18 protein-coding genes are annotated in these 19,125 nt (G+C 66.1%); 8 read left to right on the forward strand and 10 right to left on the reverse strand.

The genetic code is table 11. The annotated features are described in order from the left end of the window. Positions 1 to 13: 13 nt before the first annotated feature. Together ACIPG5_RS01730 and ACIPG5_RS01735 are read right to left on the reverse strand one after the other, a co-directional pair. Complete coding sequence (locus ACIPG5_RS01730) at positions 14 to 475, reverse strand: response regulator (RefSeq protein WP_401373013.1); 462 nt, start codon at positions 473 to 475, stop codon at positions 14 to 16. A gap of 15 nt (positions 476 to 490) precedes the next feature. After that, positions 491 to 2,761: an ATP-binding protein gene (locus ACIPG5_RS01735; protein ID WP_401373015.1), complete on the reverse strand. Its 2,271-nt coding sequence runs from the start codon at positions 2,759 to 2,761 to the stop codon at positions 491 to 493. A 250-nt stretch (positions 2,762 to 3,011) separates the two neighbouring features. Here ACIPG5_RS01735 and ACIPG5_RS01740 point away from each other — a divergent pair, with 250 nt between their 5' ends. From ACIPG5_RS01740 to ACIPG5_RS01770, 7 genes are read left to right on the forward strand one after another with little or no spacing between them, the layout of a single operon-like run. After that, positions 3,012 to 3,539 carry a spore coat U domain-containing protein gene (locus ACIPG5_RS01740; RefSeq protein WP_176515627.1) on the forward strand — a complete coding sequence of 176 codons (528 nt, stop codon included), beginning with the start codon at positions 3,012 to 3,014 and terminating at the stop codon, positions 3,537 to 3,539. Positions 3,540 to 3,569: 30 nt separating this feature from the next. Continuing rightward, entirely contained in the window at positions 3,570 to 4,106 is a 537-nt protein-coding gene (locus ACIPG5_RS01745; protein WP_176515629.1) for a spore coat U domain-containing protein, read from the forward strand. 19 nt (positions 4,107 to 4,125) lie between these two features. Then, complete coding sequence (locus ACIPG5_RS01750; protein WP_236235497.1) at positions 4,126 to 4,659, forward strand: spore coat protein U domain-containing protein; 534 nt, start codon at positions 4,126 to 4,128, stop codon at positions 4,657 to 4,659. A gap of 9 nt (positions 4,660 to 4,668) precedes the next feature. Continuing rightward, on the forward strand, positions 4,669 to 5,172 hold the full coding sequence (locus ACIPG5_RS01755; protein WP_401373018.1) for a spore coat U domain-containing protein: 504 nt from the start codon (positions 4,669 to 4,671) through the stop codon (positions 5,170 to 5,172). Positions 5,173 to 5,211: 39 nt separating this feature from the next. Then, a complete protein-coding gene (locus tag ACIPG5_RS01760; protein WP_401373020.1) occupies positions 5,212 to 5,976 on the forward strand; it encodes a molecular chaperone in 765 nt (254 codons plus the stop codon). A gap of 15 nt (positions 5,977 to 5,991) precedes the next feature. Then, positions 5,992 to 8,376 carry a fimbria/pilus outer membrane usher protein gene (locus ACIPG5_RS01765; RefSeq protein ID WP_401373022.1) on the forward strand — a complete coding sequence of 795 codons (2,385 nt, stop codon included), beginning with the start codon at positions 5,992 to 5,994 and terminating at the stop codon, positions 8,374 to 8,376. Next, a complete protein-coding gene (locus ACIPG5_RS01770; protein WP_314614317.1) occupies positions 8,373 to 9,344 on the forward strand; it encodes a spore coat U domain-containing protein in 972 nt (323 codons plus the stop codon). The genes ACIPG5_RS01765 and ACIPG5_RS01770 overlap by 4 nt, the downstream gene beginning before the upstream one ends. Positions 9,345 to 9,445: 101 nt before the next feature. On the opposite strand, the gene ACIPG5_RS01775 is transcribed toward ACIPG5_RS01770, so the two are convergent. From ACIPG5_RS01775 to ACIPG5_RS01790, 4 genes are all read right to left on the reverse strand, one after another. Then, positions 9,446 to 10,594 (reverse strand): M14-type cytosolic carboxypeptidase, encoded by a 1,149-nt coding sequence (locus tag ACIPG5_RS01775; RefSeq protein ID WP_286915420.1) that lies wholly within the window; start codon positions 10,592 to 10,594, stop codon positions 9,446 to 9,448. Positions 10,595 to 11,084: 490 nt separating this feature from the next. Then, a complete protein-coding gene (locus ACIPG5_RS01780) occupies positions 11,085 to 11,312 on the reverse strand; it encodes a hypothetical protein (RefSeq protein WP_401373025.1) in 228 nt (75 codons plus the stop codon). 47 nt (positions 11,313 to 11,359) lie between these two features. Next, complete coding sequence (locus ACIPG5_RS01785; RefSeq protein ID WP_401373027.1) at positions 11,360 to 11,869, reverse strand: DUF4880 domain-containing protein; 510 nt, start codon at positions 11,867 to 11,869, stop codon at positions 11,360 to 11,362. Positions 11,870 to 12,305: 436 nt separating this feature from the next. Next, positions 12,306 to 12,617 carry a DUF6124 family protein gene (locus ACIPG5_RS01790; RefSeq protein WP_401373029.1) on the reverse strand — a complete coding sequence of 104 codons (312 nt, stop codon included), beginning with the start codon at positions 12,615 to 12,617 and terminating at the stop codon, positions 12,306 to 12,308. Positions 12,618 to 12,705: 88 nt separating this feature from the next. On the opposite strand from ACIPG5_RS01790, the gene ACIPG5_RS01795 reads away from it, so the two are divergent. After that, complete coding sequence (locus ACIPG5_RS01795) at positions 12,706 to 13,413, forward strand: S24 family peptidase (protein ID WP_401373031.1); 708 nt, start codon at positions 12,706 to 12,708, stop codon at positions 13,411 to 13,413. Between the two features lie 106 nt (positions 13,414 to 13,519). Here the strand turns inward: ACIPG5_RS01795 and ACIPG5_RS01800 are convergent, their stop codons facing one another. From ACIPG5_RS01800 to ACIPG5_RS01815, 4 genes are read right to left on the reverse strand one after another with little or no spacing between them, the layout of a single operon-like run. Further along, the gene (locus ACIPG5_RS01800) at positions 13,520 to 15,472 is read right to left on the reverse strand and encodes an acetyl/propionyl/methylcrotonyl-CoA carboxylase subunit alpha (RefSeq protein WP_401373033.1); all 1,953 of its coding nucleotides are present in this window, start codon (positions 15,470 to 15,472) and stop codon (positions 13,520 to 13,522) included. Next, entirely contained in the window at positions 15,469 to 16,284 is an 816-nt protein-coding gene (locus ACIPG5_RS01805; RefSeq protein ID WP_176515649.1) for a gamma-carboxygeranoyl-CoA hydratase, read from the reverse strand. Before ACIPG5_RS01805 ends, ACIPG5_RS01800 begins: the two co-directional genes overlap by 4 nt. Positions 16,285 to 16,287: 3 nt before the next feature. Then, entirely contained in the window at positions 16,288 to 17,895 is a 1,608-nt protein-coding gene (locus ACIPG5_RS01810) for a carboxyl transferase domain-containing protein (protein ID WP_236235489.1), read from the reverse strand. A 20-nt stretch (positions 17,896 to 17,915) separates the two neighbouring features. Next, the gene (locus ACIPG5_RS01815) at positions 17,916 to 19,079 is read right to left on the reverse strand and encodes an isovaleryl-CoA dehydrogenase (protein ID WP_176515653.1); all 1,164 of its coding nucleotides are present in this window, start codon (positions 19,077 to 19,079) and stop codon (positions 17,916 to 17,918) included. Positions 19,080 to 19,125 lie beyond the last annotated feature (46 nt).

Below are 19,125 nucleotides of genomic sequence, written 5' to 3' on the forward strand. Positions count from 1 at the left end.
CTTCGCAATGGCCTCAGTTGCTGCCGCGCCGGTTCAGGCGCAGGGATCCGGGTGGTGGTTCGTTGAGCACCGCCCAGAACACCCCGAGGTCGGAGATGGCGGCGACGAACTCCTTGAACTCCACAGGCTTGACCACGTAGGCATTGACGCCCAGTTCGTAGGCGCGCTCCAGGTCCGGCTCCTCGCGCGAGGAGGTCAGCATCACCGTGGGGATGCTGCGCAGCTCGGCGGTGGCGCGCACTTCCCTGAGCACTTCCAGGCCGTCGACCTTGGGCAGTTTCAGGTCCAGCAGGAGCACGGCGGGGTTGCCGTCGTCGCGGTCGGCATAGCTGTTGCGGCGCAGCAGGTAGTCGAGCGCTTCGGCACCGTCACGCAGGACGATGACTTCGTTGACCAACTGGCTGCGCTCCAAGGCCAGGAGCGTGAGTTCCAGGTCCCGGGGGTTGTCTTCTACCAGCAGGATGGGCTTGAGCATGATGGTACGGGTGCCTCAGTTTGTTTCGGGATGACGGGGAAGGGTGAAATGGAAACACGCGCCCTGGCCGACCTGGCCTTCGGCCCAGACCCGGCCGTCGTGGCGCTCGATGATCCGGCGCACGCTGGCAAGGCCGATCCCGGTGCCTTCGAAGTCTTCCATGCGGTGCAGGCGCTGGAACACGCCGAACAGTTTGTTGGCGTAGGCCATGTCGAAGCCCACGCCATTATCGCGAATATAGACCTCGATTTCGCCCTTGTGCTCGCGCGCGCCGATCTCGATGCGCGCCGGGGTGCGCTCGCGGGTGTACTTCAGGGCATTGGCGATCAGGTTGTGCAGGGCCAGGTTGATGAACGCCGGGTCGCCGTGCACCTTGGGCAGCGCCTCGATGGCCCAGACCACCTCGCGGCCTGCGTAGTCTGGCGCCAGGTCCTGGCGAATGGCGTCGACCAGGGCATTGAGGTCGACATCCGACAGGCGCAGGGCCGAGCGGCCCATCTGCGAGAAGTTCAGCAGGTTGTCCACCAGGCTGCCGGCGAAACGGGCGGCCTCCTCGATGTGCGCAAGGAAGCGCCGGCCGCGTTCGCTCATGCCCTGGCCTTCGATCTCGCTGAGCAGCTCGGTGTAGCCGGCAATGTGCCGCAGCGGCGCGCGAAGGTCGTGGGACACGCTATAGGAAAACGCCTCAAGCTCCTTGTTCGAGTGGCGCAGCTCATTGGTCAGCTGCGCCAGCTCCTCGGCCTTGCGCAAGACGATGCCGAGCACGGCGCTGCGCAGTTCCTGCACGCCTTCGATGATCAGCGGGTCCCACGCCTGGCAGTAGCCGCCGACCTGTTCCTGCCAGTGCTCGAAGCTGTGCCGCGGGTTGAGCGCACCCTGCGGGCCGATCTGCTTGTCGGGCCGCCCGGCCCAGTGCACCGTGCGCAGCTGCTCGGGGCGGAACCACAGCAGGTAGTGCGAGTGGATCTGCGAGATCGCCACCGCCAGCACGCCGCCGGCATGTGCGGCCAGTTCGGGCAGCTCGTCGATGTCGCGGCGCACGTTATCGCTGTGGAACACCGTTTCACCGCCGCGCCGGGCCAGCCAGTCGACCAGCGCATTGACCTGGGCGGCGGGCGGCGTCAGGCCGAACAGGTCGCAGCGCTCGGCGGAGATCACCGCGGCGCCGCTGGCGCCGGCAAAATCCAGCAGCACCTGGGGCAGGGCGCGCAGGCCGTCGCTGACACTGTCGTGGTCGGCCATGGCGGAAATCATCCGCACGATGTGCTGGCGCAGGTCGAGCAACTGGCGGGTGTTGGCGTGGGATTCGCGCGACTCGATCTGCAGCGACAGCACGCTGGCCAGCAGCTCGCAGGCGGTGCGGGTGCGCAGGTCGACCGCGCGCGGTTGCGCGTGGTGGCACGACACCAGGCCCCAGAGCTGGCCATCGACCACGATCGACAGCGACATCGAGGCCAGGGTGCCCATGTTGCGCATGTACTGCAGGTGCACCGGCGACACGCTGCGCAAGGCGGCGAAGCTCATGTCCAGCGGCTTGCCGGTGCGCGGGTTGAGCGCAGGCAGCAGCGGCGAGGCCTGGTAGTTGGCGTCCTCGATCACCCGGATGCGGTTGACCCGGTACAGCTCGCGGGCCTGGCGCGGGATGTCGGAGGCCGGGAAGCACAGGCCCAGGTAGCACGGGTAGCCGTCGTCGGCGACCTCGGCCAGCACCTGGCCGTTGCCCTCGGCATCGAAGCGGTAGGCCTTGACCCGGCCAAAACCGGTGATGCGCTTGAGTTGCTGCACGGTCTGCTGCAACAGCGCCTGCAGGTCGCCAGCGCCGTTAAGGTTGCCGACGAACTCGCGCACCAGCGGGTAGTAGTCGCCGTGGTCGGCGAGCTCGGCGGGCAGGCTCAGGGGTTCGAATTCGACGATCAGCACCTGGTCGTGGCGGTGGGCCAGCAGGCGCAGCTTGTCGCTGAACGGGGCGTCGGGGCGCAGGCGCACATCGCCCAGGTGAAAGGGGAATACCTGTTCGACGGGCAGGCGCTGCAACTGCGCGCGCAGGTCGAAGCTGGCGCTGACCACCTGGGCGAAGCTGCAGCCGATCAGCGCCTGCGCCGCCACGCCCAGCCAACGCTCGGCGTTTTCGCTGGCCTGGAGGATGCGCAAGCCCGGTTCGTCCAGCACCAGCATGAAGCCCTGTGGCTGGATGCTGCCCGGTACCTGGATGGGTTCCTGGGCGCAGCGTTCCACGGCTTGGGCAAGTAGCTTGTCTGCGGTGCTCAATGAATACGCTCCTGTCATGTTCGTCCATGCCTGGCGCATGCGATTGATACTGGCCGGCGGCCCGAGCTGCACCGTACCAGAATGTGCGCCGCTCTGCCGGCCCATGGCCATTGGAGGCGCAGGAAGGGCAGGGGTTCGCTGCCGAACGGAAAAATGTTCGCTGCCGTTCATTCTTTATCGCTAGCACCAAAGAATGGCACCCAGCCAGTAAGGGTTTTTCCCGTGGCTGCTACGCTCAAATGCAGAAGAAAAGAGCAAGGAACACGCCGTGACGGAACGCTTTCTGGCCGCGCTGTTGGGCCTTTCGTTGAGTGGCCTGGCGGGGGCGACGGACTTTCTCGTGGAGGTGCGCGTGCAGGTGCAGCGTGGCTGCATGCTGGTCGGCCAGCAGCGCGACGCCGGTGCGCAGGCCCTGGGGCAGATCGACCTGGGGCTGGCGGCGCGCCTGGATGGCCCTGACGCCCCGCTCAGCGGCGTGCTGCTCAACCGCCGCCCGCCGCGCCTGGAATGCAACCCCGACACGCCGTACCAGGTACGCATCGACGGTGGCCAGCACGGCGGCGTCGGCGAATTGCGCTTCCTGGCCAGCGACGATGCCAAGGCCCGGCCGATTCCCTATCGCCTCTACCGCGACCCGGCCTGGCGCGACCCGGTGGTGGTCGGCGAGGCCCACGCGGCGCGGGTGCCGGACAGCGGCACGGTCGAGCTGCCGCTTTATGCGCGGATCGACAAACTGGCCTGGGTGCCCCGCGCCGGGCAGTACGCCGACCTGCTCAAAGTCACGGTCACCTGGTAGCGAGGCCGCCATGCACAAGGACGTCACGCCATGAACCGCACCTCATTGCTGTTGCTCAGCCTGGGCCCGCTGCTGTTGCCGGCCGGCACCGTGCATGGCACCACCACCGGCTTCATCCAGGCCCGCCTGGTGATCAGCGCCGCCTGCCAGATCAACAGCGGCGACCAGCCGCCGGCCACCCTGGGCAACCCCGGCTTGATGGATTTTGGTGACCGCGGCCCGAACTGGGACCGGCCATTGCGCAGCCGGGTCGACGAAGCCGGCGGCGAGGGCAGCCTGCAGATCAGCTGCACGCCCCAGGTCAGGGCCTTCAATGTGCGCATCAACGGCGGCATGAACGGCAGCGATGGCGTGCGGCGCCTGAGCAACGGGCGCGAAACCATCCCTTATCAGTTGGCTGTGGACCCCGGCGGCAACAGCCGCTACGGCATCGGCCAGGCCCGTGCCTTCACCATCAGCAGCAGCGAGCAGATTCCGATCCCGATCTACGGCGTAGTGGTGGCGCAACCGCGCGCGCTGCCTGCCGGGCTGTACCGCGACACCTTGAGAGTGACCCTGGACTGGTAACAACCGCAAGGAGACCCCGATGCGAACGAACCTGACCCATTGCATCCTCGCCGGCCTTGGCCTGGCCATGGCCGCCCACGCGCAAGCCGCCACGGTGACCGGCACCATCAGTTCCACCCTGACGCTGATCTCCGCCTGCCAGGTCAATGGCAGCGGCGGCACCTCGGGGCTGAACTTCGGTGCCCTCAACTTCGGCACCCAGGACGCTCTGTTCACCACCGCCAACGGCCAGGTGCTGGGCGGTGGCGGCGGGGCCATGAGCATCCTCTGCTCTGCCGGCACGGTGCCGGCGATCCGCGTGCGCGCGGGCACCCACGATGGCCAGTCGCCCGGTGGCACCCGGGCGCTTGCCGACGGTGCCGGCAACTTCGTGCCGTATGACTTCTACACCGACGCCGGGCACTCCCAGCTGCTGGCCATCGACGGCACCATCACCCTGCCGACCAGTACCGGCGTGGCGCAGACCGTCAACCTGTACGGCCAGGCCCGCGGCAAGGCCGGCCTGCCGGCGGGGGTGTACACCGACACGGTGGCTGTCGAGCTGTCGTTCTGAGCCGCGGCCATGAACGCCTGGTTGGGTGGCTGCCTGACGGGGCTGGGCCTGGCGCTGGCGACGCCGCTGGATGCGGCGACCACCAGCAGCTTCCAGGTGAGCGCGCAGGTTGTCGCCGGCTGCCTGGTGGGCGGCGGCGTGACCAGCTATGGCGTGCTCGACTTCGGCACCCAGTCGGCGCTGGCCACCTCGGCCCTGAGCACGGCCCTGGGCGGCACCACGGTGACCTTCCAGTGCACCCCCGGGGTAAGCCTGAGCATGAGCCTGGACGGGGGCCAGAACAGCGCCAGCAACACGCGTTACCTCAAGCGCAGCGGCGGCACGCAAGTGCTGGCCTACCAGCTTTTTCGCGATGCGGCCTTCAGCCAGGCCCTGGGCATTGGCCAGAGCTTGGTGGTGAGCTACAGCGACCCGACGGCGATCAAGCTGCCGGTCTATGGCCGCACGCAGCTGACCGGCACCCTGCCGGCCGGGACCTATACCGACGTAGTGCAAGTGACGGTGAGCTGGTGATGGCACCGCCACCCCAGACAAGCAACCAAGGAGAGCGGCATGCGGGCAGGCGCGAAGTGGGCGCAGGGGTTGATCGGGTTGTTGCTGTTGGCGAGCGTGCCCGCGGGGGCGGCCACCTCGGTGCTGATCTGGCCCATCGACCCGGTGCTGGAAGCTGACCAGAAGGCCGGTGCCTTGTGGCTGGAAAACCGCGGCAGTGCGCCGGCCAGCCTGCAGGTGCGGGTGTTCGCCTGGCGCCAGGGCGATTACCAGGAGCAATTCCAGGCCCAGCGCGAGATCATCGGCAGCCCGCCGGTGGCCAACATTGCCCCCGGGCAGAAGCAGCTCATCCGCCTGACCCGCACCGGCAACTCGCCCGCCGGCCAGGAGCAGGCCTACCGCATCATCATCGATGAAATCCCCTCGCCGCTGCCGGCCGATACCAATAGCCAGGGTGCCAGCGCCGCCATCCGCCTGCAGATGCGCTACTCGGTGCCGCTGTTCGTGTATGGCGAGGGCCTGTGGGGCAAGCCGGACCCGGAGGGCAAGCGCAGCGCCAGTGGCGTGGGCAAGCCGCAGTTGAGCTGGCGCCCGGTCACGGTGCAGGGCAAGCCTTATGTCGAGTTGCGCAACACCGGCCCGGTGCACGCCCGCCTGACCGACGTGGTGGTGCAGCAGGGTGGCCAGGCCCGGCCATTGGCCGAAGGGCTGCTCGGCTATGTGCTGCCCGGCGCCAGCATGCGCTGGCCGGCGCCGGTGCCAGCGACAGGGCTCAAGGGGAGGGTCAACGGCCAGGACGTGGCCGAAGCGATCCGCCAGGAGTGATGAGCCGGTTACCCAATGAGGGCCCAGGGAGGACCCAGCAATGGTCGGAATCCGTGCGTGAAATGGTGGTCACGGGCCACCCGGTGTTGCCTTGGCCTGGCCCTGTTCGGCCCGGGCCTGGCGCTGGCCGACGACCTGCCGCCGCCGCCCACCGAGGCCGCCGCGGTGGCCGACGCCACGCTGTACCTGGACCTGCTGGTGAACCAGATGCCCAAGGCTGAACTGGTGCCCGTGCAGCAACGGGCCGGGCGCCTGTACCTGGGCAGCGAGGTGCTGCGCGCCGCCGGTATCAAGCTGCCGGGCGACCCCCAGGGCGAAGTCGCACTCGATAGCGTGGCGGGCCTGCACAGCGACTACGACAGCCCCAACCAGCGCCTGCTGCTGCAGGTGCCCCCGGCCTGGCTGCCGGACCAGCAGGTGGGCGATCGCAACCTGTACCCGCCCAGCGAGGCGCGCAGCAGCTTCGGGGCCTTGTTCAACTATGACCTGTACCTCAACGACACCGACGACGGCGGCACCTACCTGGCGGCCTGGAACGAGCTGCGGCTGTTCGACAGCTGGGGCACCTTCGCCAGCACCGGCCAGTGGCGCCAGTCGTTCAACGGCGCGCCGGGTGATGACAGCCGCCAGGGCTTCCTGCGTTACGACAGCACCTGGCGCTTCACCGACGAACAGCGCCTGCTGACCTATGAAGCCGGCGACTTCGTCACCGGTGCCTTGCCCTGGACCAGTTCGGTGCGCGTCGGTGGCCTGCAGCTGTCGCGGGATTTTGCCGCGCGCCCGGACCTGGTCACCTACCCGCTGCCCGCGTTCGCCGGCGAAGCGGCGGTGCCGACCTCGCTGGACCTGTTCATCAACGGCTACAAGTCCAGCACCACCGAGCTGCAACCTGGGCCCTACACCCTGACCAACGTGCCGTTCATCAACGGCGCCGGCGAAGCGGTGGTGGTGACCACCGATGCCCTCGGCCGCCAGGTGTCCACCACCTTGCCGTTCTATGTCACCAGCAGCCTGCTGCAAAAAGGCCTGTCGGACTTCTCGCTGGCCGCCGGCAGCCTGCGCCGCGACTACGCGGTGGAGGACTTCAGCTACGGGCCCGGCGTCGCCTCGGCCAGCCTGCGCCACGGCATCAGTGATTTCTTCACCCTGGAAAGCCACCTCGAAAGCGCCGAATCGCTGTTGCTCGGCGGCCTGGGCGGCAACATGCGCCTGGGCAATTTCGGCGTGCTCAACGCGGCATTGGCGCAGAGCCAGTTCGACGGTGACAAGGGCCACCAGGTTGCCCTGGGCTACCAGTACAACAGCCAGCGCATCGGCTTCAGCTACCAGCGCCTGCAGCGCCATGGCGAGTATGCCGACCTCAGCCGCGTCGACACCCCCGAGATGCAGCTGAGCCAGCGCAGCGAGCAGGTCACCCTGAGCCTGAACCTCGACCAGTACGGCAGCCTCGGGGCCGGCTATTTCGACGTGCGCGCCGGTGACGGCACGCGCACCCGGCTGGTCAACCTGAGCTGGAGCAAGCCGCTGTGGGGCAACAGCAGCGTCTACCTGTCGGCCAACCGTGAAGTCGGCGACAGCCAGTGGGCGGTGCAGGCGCAACTGGTGATCCCGTTCGACTTCAACGGCACCCTGGCGGTGGGGCTGGAGCGCAGCAAGGATGGCGAAGACCTGCAGCGGGTCAACTACAGCCGCGCGGTGCCGGTGGGCACCGGCGTGGGCTACAACCTCGGCTACGCCACCGGCAGCCACCGCGCCGACTACCGCCAGGCCGACGTCACCTGGCGCCTGCAGTCGGTGCAGTTGCAGGCCGGGGTATACGGCAGCAGCGGCGAGATGACCCGTTGGGCCGATGCCAGCGGCTCGCTGGTGTGGATGGATGCCGGCGTGTTCGCCGCCAACCGCATCGACGATGCCTTCGTGGTGGTGAGTACCGACGGCTATGCCGATGTGCCGGTGCGTTACGAGAACCAGGAAATCGGCCGCACCGACCAGCGCGGGCATCTGCTGGTGCCCTACAGCAGCGGCTACTACCGCGGCAAGTACGAGATCGACCCGATGGACCTGCCGCCCGATGTACTGGCCCCCGAGGTGGAGCAGCGCGTGGCCGTGCGCCGTGGCAGCGGTTACTTGCTGGAGTTCCCGCTCAAGCGCGTGCTGGCGGCCAGCATCGAACTGGTGGACGGCAGCCGCCAGCCGCTGAAGCTGGGCAGCAAGGTGACCCACCAGCAAAGCGGCAGCCAGGCCGTGGTGGGCTGGGATGGCCTGGTGTACCTGGAGAACCTGTCGGCGCATAACAGCCTGCAGGTCGCGATCGAAGGGGGCGGGCAGTGCCAGGTCGAATTTGATTTGCCGCCGGGGCAGGGCTCGATTCCCTTGATCGGCCCGCTGGAGTGCCGATGAACAGGCTTGTGCGATCTGTGCTGGGCGGCCTTGTGCTGCTGTCGGCAGGTTCCGCCTGGGCGGCATGCTCGGTTGTGACGACCAGCCCGATCGCGTTAGGTACCGTCAACTCGACTGCAGTTCGCACTACCATACAAAACGCTTCCACCACCAATGCGGGGTTGCAATGCACCGGCTCGCTGCTGAGCCTGCTCACTTCCTCCGACCATGTCTGGCTCACCATCAGCTCCAGCACGGGTGGCCTGGTGGGGCCGACGGGCGATGTCATCGGCTACACCCTGTACGCCGACAACAGCACCAACTACCCGATCGCCCGCAACGTGCAGTTCGACCTGGCGCGCAATGGCATCATCGACCTGCTCGGCCTGCTGGGCAGCTCCACGCCCAAGACCGTGCCGCTGTACTTGCGCACCCAGGTCGGCAGCAATGTGGCGGCGGGCGTGTACAGGGAAGCGCTGACTGTCGCCTGGAGCTGGAATTACTGTTCGGGGATTGGCATCGGCAACGTCTGCCTGGGCCGTGATATCGGCTCCGGCAATCAGACCCTCAACGTCAGCCTGACGGTGAGCAACGACTGCCAGATCACCACGCCCAACATCAGTTTCGGCAGCGCGCCGGTGGTGGCCGGGTTCGGTACCGTGAACCAGAGCGTGAGCCTGTCGTGCACCAAGGGCAGTGCCTACACGGTGGGGCTGGATGATGGGCAGAATGTGTCGGGCGGGCGCCGCAGGATGAAGTCCAGTGCCAGCAATTACCTGGCCTACGACATCTTCAAGAGCGCCGGCACCACGCGCTGGGGCTCGGTGAGCACGGCGCGGCGGGCCAGCAGCGATGCCGATGTGAACCCGGGTTTGGGCACCGGCACCGGCAGCCAGGTGTTCAACTACAACGCCAAGGTCTATACCGACCAGGGCACGCCGCCGGCGGCGAGCTATACCGACACGGTGGTGCTGGATGTGCAGTTCTGAGCCGATATCTCGCGCAGCCTTCATCGCCGGCAAGCCGGCTCCCACAGGTACATCGCAGGTCTTCAGTGGGAGCCGGCTTGCCGGCGATGAGGCCAGTAGCCTCAACGCAAATCGTCGACCATCTGCAAAAGGGTCTGCAGCACCGCCCCTGCCAACGCCTTCGACCGCTCCCCCGACCAGCCGGTAACCGGGTTGGGCGCATCGTCATGGTCCTTGAACGGCATCTCCAGGGTCAGCGACAGGCAGTCATGCGCCATGCCCACCGCGTTGCACGCCAGCGTCGTGTTGGCCTGCCCCGGCTCATCGCGGGTGTAGCCATGTTGGGTCTGGAAGTCCGCCGTAACGCTGCACAAGGTGCTGCGAAACTGCTCTTCCAGCTTGGCCAGGCGCGGCGTGTACCCCGGGTTGCCCTCGCAGGCGGCGGTGAACACATGGGGGATTTCCTCATCGCCATGCACATCGATGAACGCATCCACCCCGTACTGCTTCATCTGCGCCTGGGCGAAGAACACCTCCGGGGTCGCCTCGACACTGGCGTCCTGCCAGGCACGGTTGAGGTCCTTGCCCTTGAAGTTGGTGCGCAGGTGGCCGAGGAAGGCGCCATCGGGGTTCATGTTCGGGATCAGGTACAGGTCGGCTTTGGCCAGCAGCGCCTGCACCGTCGCATCATTGCTTTGAAGCCGATCGATCACCCCCTCCATGAACCATTCGGCCATGTGCTCGCCGGGGTGCTGCTGGGCAATCAGCCACAGCTTGCGCTTGCCTGCCGCGCCGTTGCCGGCGCGCAGCAGCGGGATATCGCGGCCCTGCACGCTGCGCCCGTGAGCCAGCAGCTCGACGCCCGGAATCTGCTGCGCCCGCTCGATCAGCTGGTTGTGGCGCGCGCGGGGGTAAGGTTCGAAGTAGGCGAACCAGGCCTGCTCGTGCTCAGCCTTGAGCTCGAACGACAAGGCCTTGCCATCGAACTGGCTGGGTACGCGGAACCAGGTGTGCTGGTCGTAGGAAGCCACGGCGTTGTAGCCGGCCCAGGCGTTCTTGTAAGAAGACTCGCTGGCGTTGCCCAGGCTGAAGCGGTGGGCCTGGCCGGGAGTCAGGCCGCTGACCTTGAAGTGGAACCACTGGAAGTGGCCGCTGTGGGTGTCCGGGCGAATGGCCAGGTGCACGTTGGACGGGTTGCTGGCGTCCACGACCTGGATGTTGCCGGAGTCGAAGTCGCAGTCGATCTGCAGGGGGGACAGCGTCACGGTCATTGGCGGGCTCCTTGGGATTTGTTGTGGGGGTACTGTACACCTAGCTGATGGGTTGTGGACCTTGAAAACGATTGACCTTCACCGGGCTTCTAACGACCCGATGCTGTGTAGGGTATTTAGAAGGTTTGTTGTCAGATGTATCCGAATTTGACGGTCTTGCTCACCCATTGGCTCCTTCCTGTTGAGCGGCTCTTTTGCGTTGATCTTAATCACCTTGCACGTGCACCAATCAAGGTGTCGTAGGTATTTGTCGAGTGATCGGCAGAGAACGGATCAACAAGAACAAGAAGGGCATGGTTTTGGATATCGTGATGGGCCTCATGGCCGCGCTTTGCTGGGGGGTGACTGATTATCTGGTTGGCAGAAGCGCCAGGGCTTTCGGCGTTCGGCAATCTGTATTGCTAGGGCAACTGATAGGGTTGCTGGTGCTGACTTCCATGATTGCAGTTTCTGTGGAGGGCTTCAGCTTTCTGCGCGAAACGGATCTGATTTATCTGGTCTTGAGTGTTCTCGCGGGCTTATCCACCATCGCGGGCGCACTTGCTATCTCTTCCGCTTTTTTTTCAGGCAGAACTTCGATCGTGGCACCGTTGGTGACTTCGTATGGAGTGTTCACCACGCTGTTGGCATGGTGGAGTGGTGAGGCTGTCTCGGTGTTGCAGTTCGTGGGTTTGGTGGCGCGATGGCTCTGCATCTGGCGGGTGGAAGCTAGTTGCATCGGATGCTACGCCTGGCTCTGCTATCGCGCAGTGGGCATGACTATTGTCAGGCCCAGTAACCGAACAGCAACACCGCCGCTACGCCCAGGCCTACGGCCAACGAGCAGCCACCCAACGATATCGCCGCGCGCCCTTGCCGGTACCAGCCGTCGTACCCCAGCTCGCGCGCAGGGGCGAGCAGGCTGCGCCAGCGCAGTTCGGTGTCATGGAAGGCTTGCAGGTGCGCCGGCTCGGCATCGAGCCAGCGGCGAAAATCGATGCGTTCGCAGGAGGTCGCTTCAGGGCTTTGCAGGCGCACATACCATTGCGCAGCGATGCTGGCCACCGCATCGCCGTGTGGGCGGGTGGTCTGCAAGGCCTGGTTCATGTGCCGCTCGATGCTCAGCAAGGGCAGGCCGAGGCGGGCGGCGATGCTGGCGAAGTCGAGGTTGTCGAGGCGGTTGAGCAGGAACACTTGCTGCACGCGCCGGGGCAAGCGCTTGAGGCCATGCAGCAGCACATCGTCGGCAGCCGGCTCGGCCGCGGGGTGCTCAAGGGGCAGCAGCAGACGGCTCATGGACAGCTCCTTGCTCAAGAAGGTGGGGATGGGGGGCATCATCCGTGACGCGCCACCAGAGTAGGCGAAACGAGATTGATTCTCAAGTGCTGATTCCGCAAAGTTTTGTAATGAGCGTTCACGCTCTGACACACTTTTGCTATCATGGCGGCCATCAACGATCTTCATTAGCCTGAAGAGCCAAAAAAAAAGACCCGGCAAAAAGCCGGGTCAAAAACCGTGATTAGCCTGATGAGGAGATAATCTGGAGCGACCTAAGCTCCGGGTTATCCAGCAGATCTCGCGATCAGCTGAGTGCAATAATAATCGTTATCATTTGCCAGTCAAATGAATTTTCATTTATTCGGTAAAAAACTTTTACCGATGCGCTTCCTCGTTGCGGTACCCGGCGCCCTTGCCGGTACCCAGCCTCACGTTTCTCCCTTCCGTTATCCCTCTACAGCCCGCTATTTACCGTGTGCTTGTGCTCCAGCAGCGCCCTGGCCATGTCCATCATGTGCATCAGCGTCAAGATCAGCTCGCGCGTGCTGCCTTCCTGATGAATGGCGGTTTCGTGGGCCGTGGCGGCGGCGCAGCGCAGCAGGGAAATGGCGTGTTCCTGTGCCTGTTCGTTGCCGACCCCTTCATGCAGGGTCCAGATCTTGTTGTGCTCGCTGGGGCGGGTGGGGTTGGGGTTGAGGTAATAGTCGAGGGCGCGGCGGGCGGCTTCGCTGTCGAGATCTGTTACGTCGTTTTTCGTGGGTTTCATCCTGATACCTGCGCATGCCAATAGGGAAAAGCTTCTGGTCGAGTCTAATACTTAAGGTATTTAAAGGCATTTCGATAAATAATACTGAATGTTTATTGAGCGCCAGAAGGCAGTCCGTATCGTGCCAGCGATGAATATGGATAAATGGATTGCCCTCGTCCGTGACCGGATGGAGGAGCTCGATATCTCCCAGGAACAGCTCGCCGAACGTGTCGGGGTGTCCCAGGGCAGCGTGGGGCACTGGGTGAACAAGCGGCGCCAGCCCAAGGTCGATTCGATGAACCGAGTGTTCGTCGAGCTGGGCATGCCCCACTACCACGTCAGCCTGCAGCTGCGGGTACTTGGCCAGGTGGGCGAGGACAAGGGGCGCTATGTGGTCGATGAGGACGATGACGACATCGACCTGATGCAATACATCGTGTGCTTTCGCTACCCGCTGCGGAACTGGGATGCGCTGGCCGAAGCGGCGCCTGAAGAGGGTACGGTGTACGAGCAGACCGAGTACCTGGCCCAGGGCAAGGCATTCTGGCTGACCGTCGAGAATGACGCGATGAGTTCGGCCAGTGGCCGCAGCGTGCCCCAGGGCATGCGGATCCTGGTGGACCCTGGGCTTGAGGCCGAGCCTGGGCGCCTGGTGATTGCGCGCCAGCCTGGCAAGTCGGCGATCCTGCGCGAGTTGGCCGAAGAGGGTGGGCAGCGGTACCTGAAGGCGTTGAACAGCACCTATCCGGCGTTGGTATGTGAGCCGGGGTGCGAGTTTCTTGGGGTGGTCGTGCGGGTGCACGGGGTCTTTTAAAGCTTCGTTGCTTGTACTGGCCTCATCGCCGGCAAGCCGGCTCCCACAAGGCCAGCGCTGTACCTGTGGGAGCCGGCTTGCCGGCGATGGGGCCGCAAGCGGCCCCTCACTCCACCAATTCGACCAGCACCGTCCCTTCGCTGACCATATCCCCTTCCTGGCAGAACAGCGCCTTCACCGTCCCCGCCTGCGGCGCGCGGATGCTGTGCTCCATCTTCATCGCCTCCAGCACCACCAGCGCAGTCCCAGCCTCCACCACCTGCCCAGGCTCCACCAGCACCCGCACGATGCTGCCGTTCATCGGCGCACCCAACCCGCCTTGCTGGCTGTGGCTGGCTTCGGCTTCGGCAATCGGGTCGAAGGCCTCGATGGCATGCACCTCGCCATCCCAGCGCAAGTACAGCGTGCCGCCCCGGCGTACCGCCAGATGCCGGCGACGCACACCCCCCTGGTCCTGCCCAAGCTGCTCGCCCTCGAGCTGCCAGGCCGAGGCGGCGCTGCGTTCCAGCGCCACGGCCTGGCATTGGCCGCCGCTTTGCAGGTGCAGGCTGCTGCGCGCCGGCAAGCCCAGGCGCAGGCCACTGCGAGGTGCCCAGGGCGAGTGCCGGTCATCGGCACGCTCATGCGCCGCCTGGCCCTGCAGCCAGGCCTCGGCGGCGGCTTCCCAGAAGGTGGCGGGCAAGGCGTGCGGGGCTGGCAGCAGCACCTGCTGGTGACGCGGGATGAACCCGGTGTCCAGCTCGGCTGCGGCAAACGCCGGGTGCGCGAGGATGCGGCGCAGGAAGGCGATGTTGGTCTTCAGCCCGCCAATGGCGAACTCGTCGAGCATCGCCAGCAAGCGCAGGCGGGCCTGTTCGCGGTTCTCGCCCCAGGCGATCAGCTTGCCCAGCATCGGGTCGTAGAACGGCGACACCACATCCCCTTCGCTGACCCCGCTGTCCACCCGGCGGCCTTCGCCCGGCGCCGACTCGCGGTACAGCGCCAGGGTGCCGGTGGCCGGCAGGAATTCGTTGGCCGGGTCTTCGGCATACAGGCGCACTTCGATGGCATGGCCAATCAGCGGCACCTGCGCCTGGGTGATCGGCAGCGCTTCGCCGCAGGCCACGCGGATCTGCCAGGCCACCAGGTCAAGGCCGGTGATGGCTTCGGTGACCGGGTGCTCCACTTGCAGGCGGGTGTTCATCTCCATGAAGAAGAATTCGCCACGGGCGTCGAGCAGAAATTCCACGGTGCCGGCGCCGACATAACCGATGGCCTGGGCGGCGCGTACCGCCGCCTCGCCCATGGCCTGGCGCAGCGCTGGGGAAAGGCCCGGGGCCGGGGCTTCCTCCACCACCTTCTGGTGGCGGCGCTGGATCGAGCAGTCGCGCTCGTTGAGGTACAGGCAGTTGCCGTGCTGGTCGGCGAACACCTGGATTTCCACGTGGCGCGGCTTGAGCACGTACTTTTCCACCAGCATGCGCGCGTCGCCGAACGAGGCCTGTGCCTCACGCTGGGCCGAGGCCAGGGCGTCGGCCAGCTGGCTTTCTTCTTCAACCACTTTCATGCCCTTGCCGCCGCCACCGGCGCTGGCCTTGAGCAGCACCGGGTAGCCGATGCGCTCGGCGGCGGCGCGGAAGGTTTCCAGGTCCTGGGCTTCACCGTGGTAACCCGGCACCAGCGGCACGCCGGCCGCTTCCATCAAGGCCTTGGCTGCCGACTTGCTGCCCATCGCATCGATGGCGCTGGCCGGTGGGCCGAGGAAGATCAGCCCTGCCTCTTCGATGGCGCGGGCGAACCCTGCGTTCTCGGACAAGAAGCCATAGCCCGGGTGGATCGCCTGGGCGCCGCTGGCCTTGGCCGCGGCCAGCAGTTTCTCCACCACCAGGTAACTTTCGGCGGCCTTGGTGCCGCCCAGGTCGACACGGATATCGGCCTCGCGGCTGTGCCGTGCGTCACGGTCGGTGGCGCTGTGCACGGCCACGGTGGTCAGGCCCATGGCCTTGGCGGTGCGCATGACCCGGCAGGCGATTTCGCCGCGGTTGGCGACCAGCAGGGTGGTCAGGGTGGGGCGGCTCATGGGCGCGGCTCCTTCTTGTGCTCGGTTTGCCAGGCGGGGCGGCGTTTTTCCAGGAAGGCGTTCAAGCCTTCCTGGCCTTCGGCGCTGACGCGGATGCGGGCGATGGTGTTTTCGCAGTAGCGGCGCAGGGCCGGGCTGAGTTCGCCGTCGTCCACTTCGCGCAGCAGGTCCTTGGTGGCGCGCAGGGCTTGCGGGCTGTTGAGCAGCAGGTTGTCGACCCAGGCCTCGACCTGCGCCTGCAGCTCGCCGGCCGGGTACACCTCGGCCAGCAGGCCCAGCTCGCGGGCACGCACGCCGCTGAAACGCTCGGCGGTCAGGGCGTAACGGCGCGCGGCGCGCTCGCCGATGGCCTTGACCACGAACGGGCTGATCACCGCCGGGGCCAGGCCGATGCGCACTTCCGACAGGCACAGCTGCGCATCGTCGGCGCCGATGGCCATGTCGCAGCAGCTGATCAGGCCCAGGGCGCCGCCAAAGGCCGCGCCTTGCACCACCGCCAGGGTCGGGGCCTTGAGGCGGTGCAGGGCGTACATCAGCTCGCCCAGCTCATGGGCGTCGTCCAGGTTGCGGTTGAAGTCCAGCTGCGCCGACTGCTGCATCCAGGCCAGGTCCGCGCCGGCGCTGAAGTGCCGGCCACGGCCGCGCAGCAGCAGGAAACGCAGCTCGGCGTCTTCGGCCAACTGATCCAGGGCCTGGATCAGCTCGCCGATCATCTGCGCGTTGAAGGCGTTGTTCTTGTCCTCGCGGCTCAGCCACAGGGTGGCGAAACCACGGGGGTCGCGAGTCACTTCGATGGTGCTGAAATCGCTCATGGGTCACATCCGGAAAATGCCGAAGCGGCTCTGTTCGATCGGCGCGTTCAGCGCGGCGGACAACGCCAGGCCAAGTACGTCACGGGTTTGCGCCGGGTCGATGACGCCGTCGTCCCACAGCCTTGCGCTGGAGTAGTAGGGGTGGCCCTGGTGCTCGTACTGGTCGAGGATCGGCTGCTTGAGTTTTGCCTCGTCCTCGGCGCTGAAGGCCTGGCCGCTGCGTTCGCTCTGCTCGCGCTTGACCTGGGCCAGCACCCCGGCCGCCTGCTCGGCGCCCATCACGCCGATGCGTGCATTGGGCCACATCCACAAAAAGCGCGGGTCGTAGGCACGGCCGCACATGCCATAGTTGCCGGCGCCGAAACTGCCGCCGATGATCACCGTGAACTTCGGCACCTGGGCGCAGGCCACCGCGGTCACCAGCTTGGCGCCGTGCTTGGCGATGCCGCCTTCCTCGTACTTCTTGCCGACCATGAAGCCGGTGATGTTCTGCAGGAACAGCAGCGGGATGCCGCGCTGGCAGGCCAGCTCGATGAAGTGCGCGCCTTTTTGCGCAGCTTCGGCGAAGAGGATGCCGTTGTTGGCCAGGATCGCCACCGGGTAGCCGTGCAGGTGGGCGAAGCCGCACACCAGGGTGGTGCCGAACAGGGCCTTGAACTCATCGAACAGCGAGCCGTCGACCAGGCGCGCGATCACTTCGCGCACATCGAATGGCTGCTTGGCATCGGCCGGCACCACGCCATACAGCTCGTCGGCCGCATACAGCGGCGCCACCGGTGCCAGGCGCTGCAGCTTGCCAAGCTTGTGCCAGTTGAGGTTGGCGACGCTGCGCCGGGCAATGGCCAGGGCGTGCTCGTCGTTGTCGGCGTAATGGTCGGCCACGCCGCTGGTGCGGCAATGCACGTCGGCGCCGCCGAGGTCTTCGGCGCTCACCACCTCGCCTGTGGCGGCCTTCACCAGAGGCGGGCCGGCGAGGAAGATGGTCGCCTGCTGGCGCACCATGATCGCCTCGTCGGCCATGGCCGGCACGTAGGCGCCACCGGCGGTGCACGAGCCCATCACCACGGCGATCTGCGGGATGCCCAGGGCGCTCATGTTGGCCTGGTTGAAGAAGATCCGCCCGAAGTGCTCGCGGTCCGGAAACACTTCGTCCTGGCGTGGCAGGTTGGCGCCACCGGAGTCCACCAGGTAGATGCACGGCAGGCGGTTCTGCAGGGCGATGGTCTGCGCGCGCAGATGTTTTTTCACCGTCAGCGGGTAGTAGGAGCCGCCTTTGACCGTGGCGTCGTTGGCCACGATCATGCATTCCACGCCTTCGACGCGGCCGATGCCGGCGATCACGCCCGCTGCCGGCACGTCTTCGCCGTACACCTCGTGGGCGGCCAGCTGGCCGATTTCGAGGAACGGCGAGCCGGCATCGAGCAGGCGGTCGATGCGTTCGCGCGGCAGCAGCTTGCCGCGCGAGGTGTGCCGCTCCTGGGCCTTGGCCCCGCCGCCCTGGGCCACCTGGGCGAGCAGCCCGCGCAGGGCCTGGACTTGTTCGAGCATGGCCGCGCTGTTGCCGGCGAACTCTGCCGAACGCGGGTTGATCTGGGTGTGCAAGGTAGCCATGTGCGCCCGTCCCCTTGTGCTCAGCGGGTTTCGTTGAACAGTTCGCGGCCGATCAGCATCCGGCGGATTTCGCTGGTGCCGGCGCCGATTTCGTACAGCTTGGCGTCGCGCAGCAGGCGGCCAGCCGGGAATTCGTTGATGTAGCCGTTGCCGCCGAGAATCTGGATCGCTTCCAGGGCCATCTGGGTGGCGCGTTCGGCGGTGTACAGGATCACCCCGGCGGCGTCCTTGCGGGTGGTCTCGCCACGGTCGCAGGCCTGGGCCACGGCGTACAGGTAGGCGCGGCTGGCGTTGAGCTGGGTGTACATGTCGGCGATCTTGCCCTGGATCAGCTGGAACTCGCCGATGCTCTGGCCGAACTGCTTGCGGTCGTGAATGTAAGGCACCACCAGGTCCATGCAGCTTTGCATGATGCCGGTCGGGCCGCCGGAGAGCACCACGCGCTCGTAGTCCAGGCCGCTCATCAGGACCCGCACGCCGCCGTTGAGCTGGCCGAGGATGTTTTGTTCAGGCACCTCGACGCCGTCGAAGAACAGCTCGCAGGTGTTGGAGCCGCGCATGCCCAGCTTGTCGAACTTGTTGCTGCGGCTGAAGCCTTTCCAGTCGCGCTCGACAATGAACGCGGTGATGCCGTGCGCGCCCTTGTCCAGGTCGGTCTTGGCGTAGATCACGTAGGTGTTGGCGTCGGGGCCGTTGGTGATCCAGGTCTTGCTGCCATTGAGCACGTAGTGGTCGCCGCGCTTTTCGGCGCGCAGTTTCATCGACACCACGTCGGAGCCGGCGTTGGGCTCGCTCATGGCCAGGGCGCCGATGTGCTCGCCGCTGATCAGCTTGGGCAGGTATTTGAGTTTCTGCTCGTGGGTGCCGTTGCGGTTGATCTGGTTGACGCACAGGTTGGAGTGGGCGCCATAAGACAGGGCCACCGACGCCGAACCACGGCTGATTTCTTCCATCGTCACCACGTGGGCCAGGTAGCCCAGGCCGGCGCCGCCATATTCCTCGGAAACGGTGATGCCCAGCAGGCCCATGTCGCCGAACTTGCGCCACATGTCGGCGGGGAACAGGTTGTCGTGGTCGATCTGCGCGGCGCGCGGCGCCAGCTCGGCGGCGACGAAGCTGCGTACCTGGTCGCGGAGCATGTCGATGGTTTCGCCCAGGGCGAAGTTCAGGGAGGGGTAATGCATGTGGGCACCTTCTTGTTCTTGAAATTAGGGAACACCGTAGCTCATG

It is taken from the genome of Pseudomonas sp. NPDC087029 (assembly GCF_044745345.1).
GTDB lineage: Bacteria > Pseudomonadota > Gammaproteobacteria > Pseudomonadales > Pseudomonadaceae > Aquipseudomonas > Aquipseudomonas faucium.

What these genes read in the sequence shown, in the direction of transcription:
- ACIPG5_RS01730 (WP_401373013.1), bottom strand. Translation starts at nt 475, where the DNA reads ATGCTCAAGCCCATCCTGCTGGTAGAAGACAACCCCCGGGACCTGGAA.
- ACIPG5_RS01735 (WP_401373015.1), bottom strand. Translation starts at nt 2,761, where the DNA reads ATGACAGGAGCGTATTCATTGAGCACCGCAGACAAGCTACTTGCCCAA.
- ACIPG5_RS01745 (WP_176515629.1), top strand. Translation starts at nt 3,570, where the DNA reads ATGAACCGCACCTCATTGCTGTTGCTCAGCCTGGGCCCGCTGCTGTTG.
- ACIPG5_RS01750 (WP_236235497.1), top strand. Translation starts at nt 4,126, where the DNA reads ATGCGAACGAACCTGACCCATTGCATCCTCGCCGGCCTTGGCCTGGCC.
- ACIPG5_RS01755 (WP_401373018.1), top strand. Translation starts at nt 4,669, where the DNA reads ATGAACGCCTGGTTGGGTGGCTGCCTGACGGGGCTGGGCCTGGCGCTG.
- ACIPG5_RS01760 (WP_401373020.1), top strand. Translation starts at nt 5,212, where the DNA reads ATGCGGGCAGGCGCGAAGTGGGCGCAGGGGTTGATCGGGTTGTTGCTG.
- ACIPG5_RS01765 (WP_401373022.1), top strand. Translation starts at nt 5,992, where the DNA reads ATGAGGGCCCAGGGAGGACCCAGCAATGGTCGGAATCCGTGCGTGAAA.
- ACIPG5_RS01770 (WP_314614317.1), top strand. Translation starts at nt 8,373, where the DNA reads ATGAACAGGCTTGTGCGATCTGTGCTGGGCGGCCTTGTGCTGCTGTCG.
- ACIPG5_RS01775 (WP_286915420.1), bottom strand. Translation starts at nt 10,594, where the DNA reads ATGACCGTGACGCTGTCCCCCCTGCAGATCGACTGCGACTTCGACTCC.
- ACIPG5_RS01780 (WP_401373025.1), bottom strand. Translation starts at nt 11,312, where the DNA reads ATGCAACTAGCTTCCACCCGCCAGATGCAGAGCCATCGCGCCACCAAA.
- ACIPG5_RS01785 (WP_401373027.1), bottom strand. Translation starts at nt 11,869, where the DNA reads ATGAGCCGTCTGCTGCTGCCCCTTGAGCACCCCGCGGCCGAGCCGGCT.
- ACIPG5_RS01790 (WP_401373029.1), bottom strand. Translation starts at nt 12,617, where the DNA reads ATGAAACCCACGAAAAACGACGTAACAGATCTCGACAGCGAAGCCGCC.
- ACIPG5_RS01795 (WP_401373031.1), top strand. Translation starts at nt 12,706, where the DNA reads ATGTTTATTGAGCGCCAGAAGGCAGTCCGTATCGTGCCAGCGATGAAT.
- ACIPG5_RS01800 (WP_401373033.1), bottom strand. Translation starts at nt 15,472, where the DNA reads ATGAGCCGCCCCACCCTGACCACCCTGCTGGTCGCCAACCGCGGCGAA.
- ACIPG5_RS01805 (WP_176515649.1), bottom strand. Translation starts at nt 16,284, where the DNA reads ATGAGCGATTTCAGCACCATCGAAGTGACTCGCGACCCCCGTGGTTTC.
- ACIPG5_RS01810 (WP_236235489.1), bottom strand. Translation starts at nt 17,895, where the DNA reads ATGGCTACCTTGCACACCCAGATCAACCCGCGTTCGGCAGAGTTCGCC.
- ACIPG5_RS01815 (WP_176515653.1), bottom strand. Translation starts at nt 19,079, where the DNA reads ATGCATTACCCCTCCCTGAACTTCGCCCTGGGCGAAACCATCGACATG.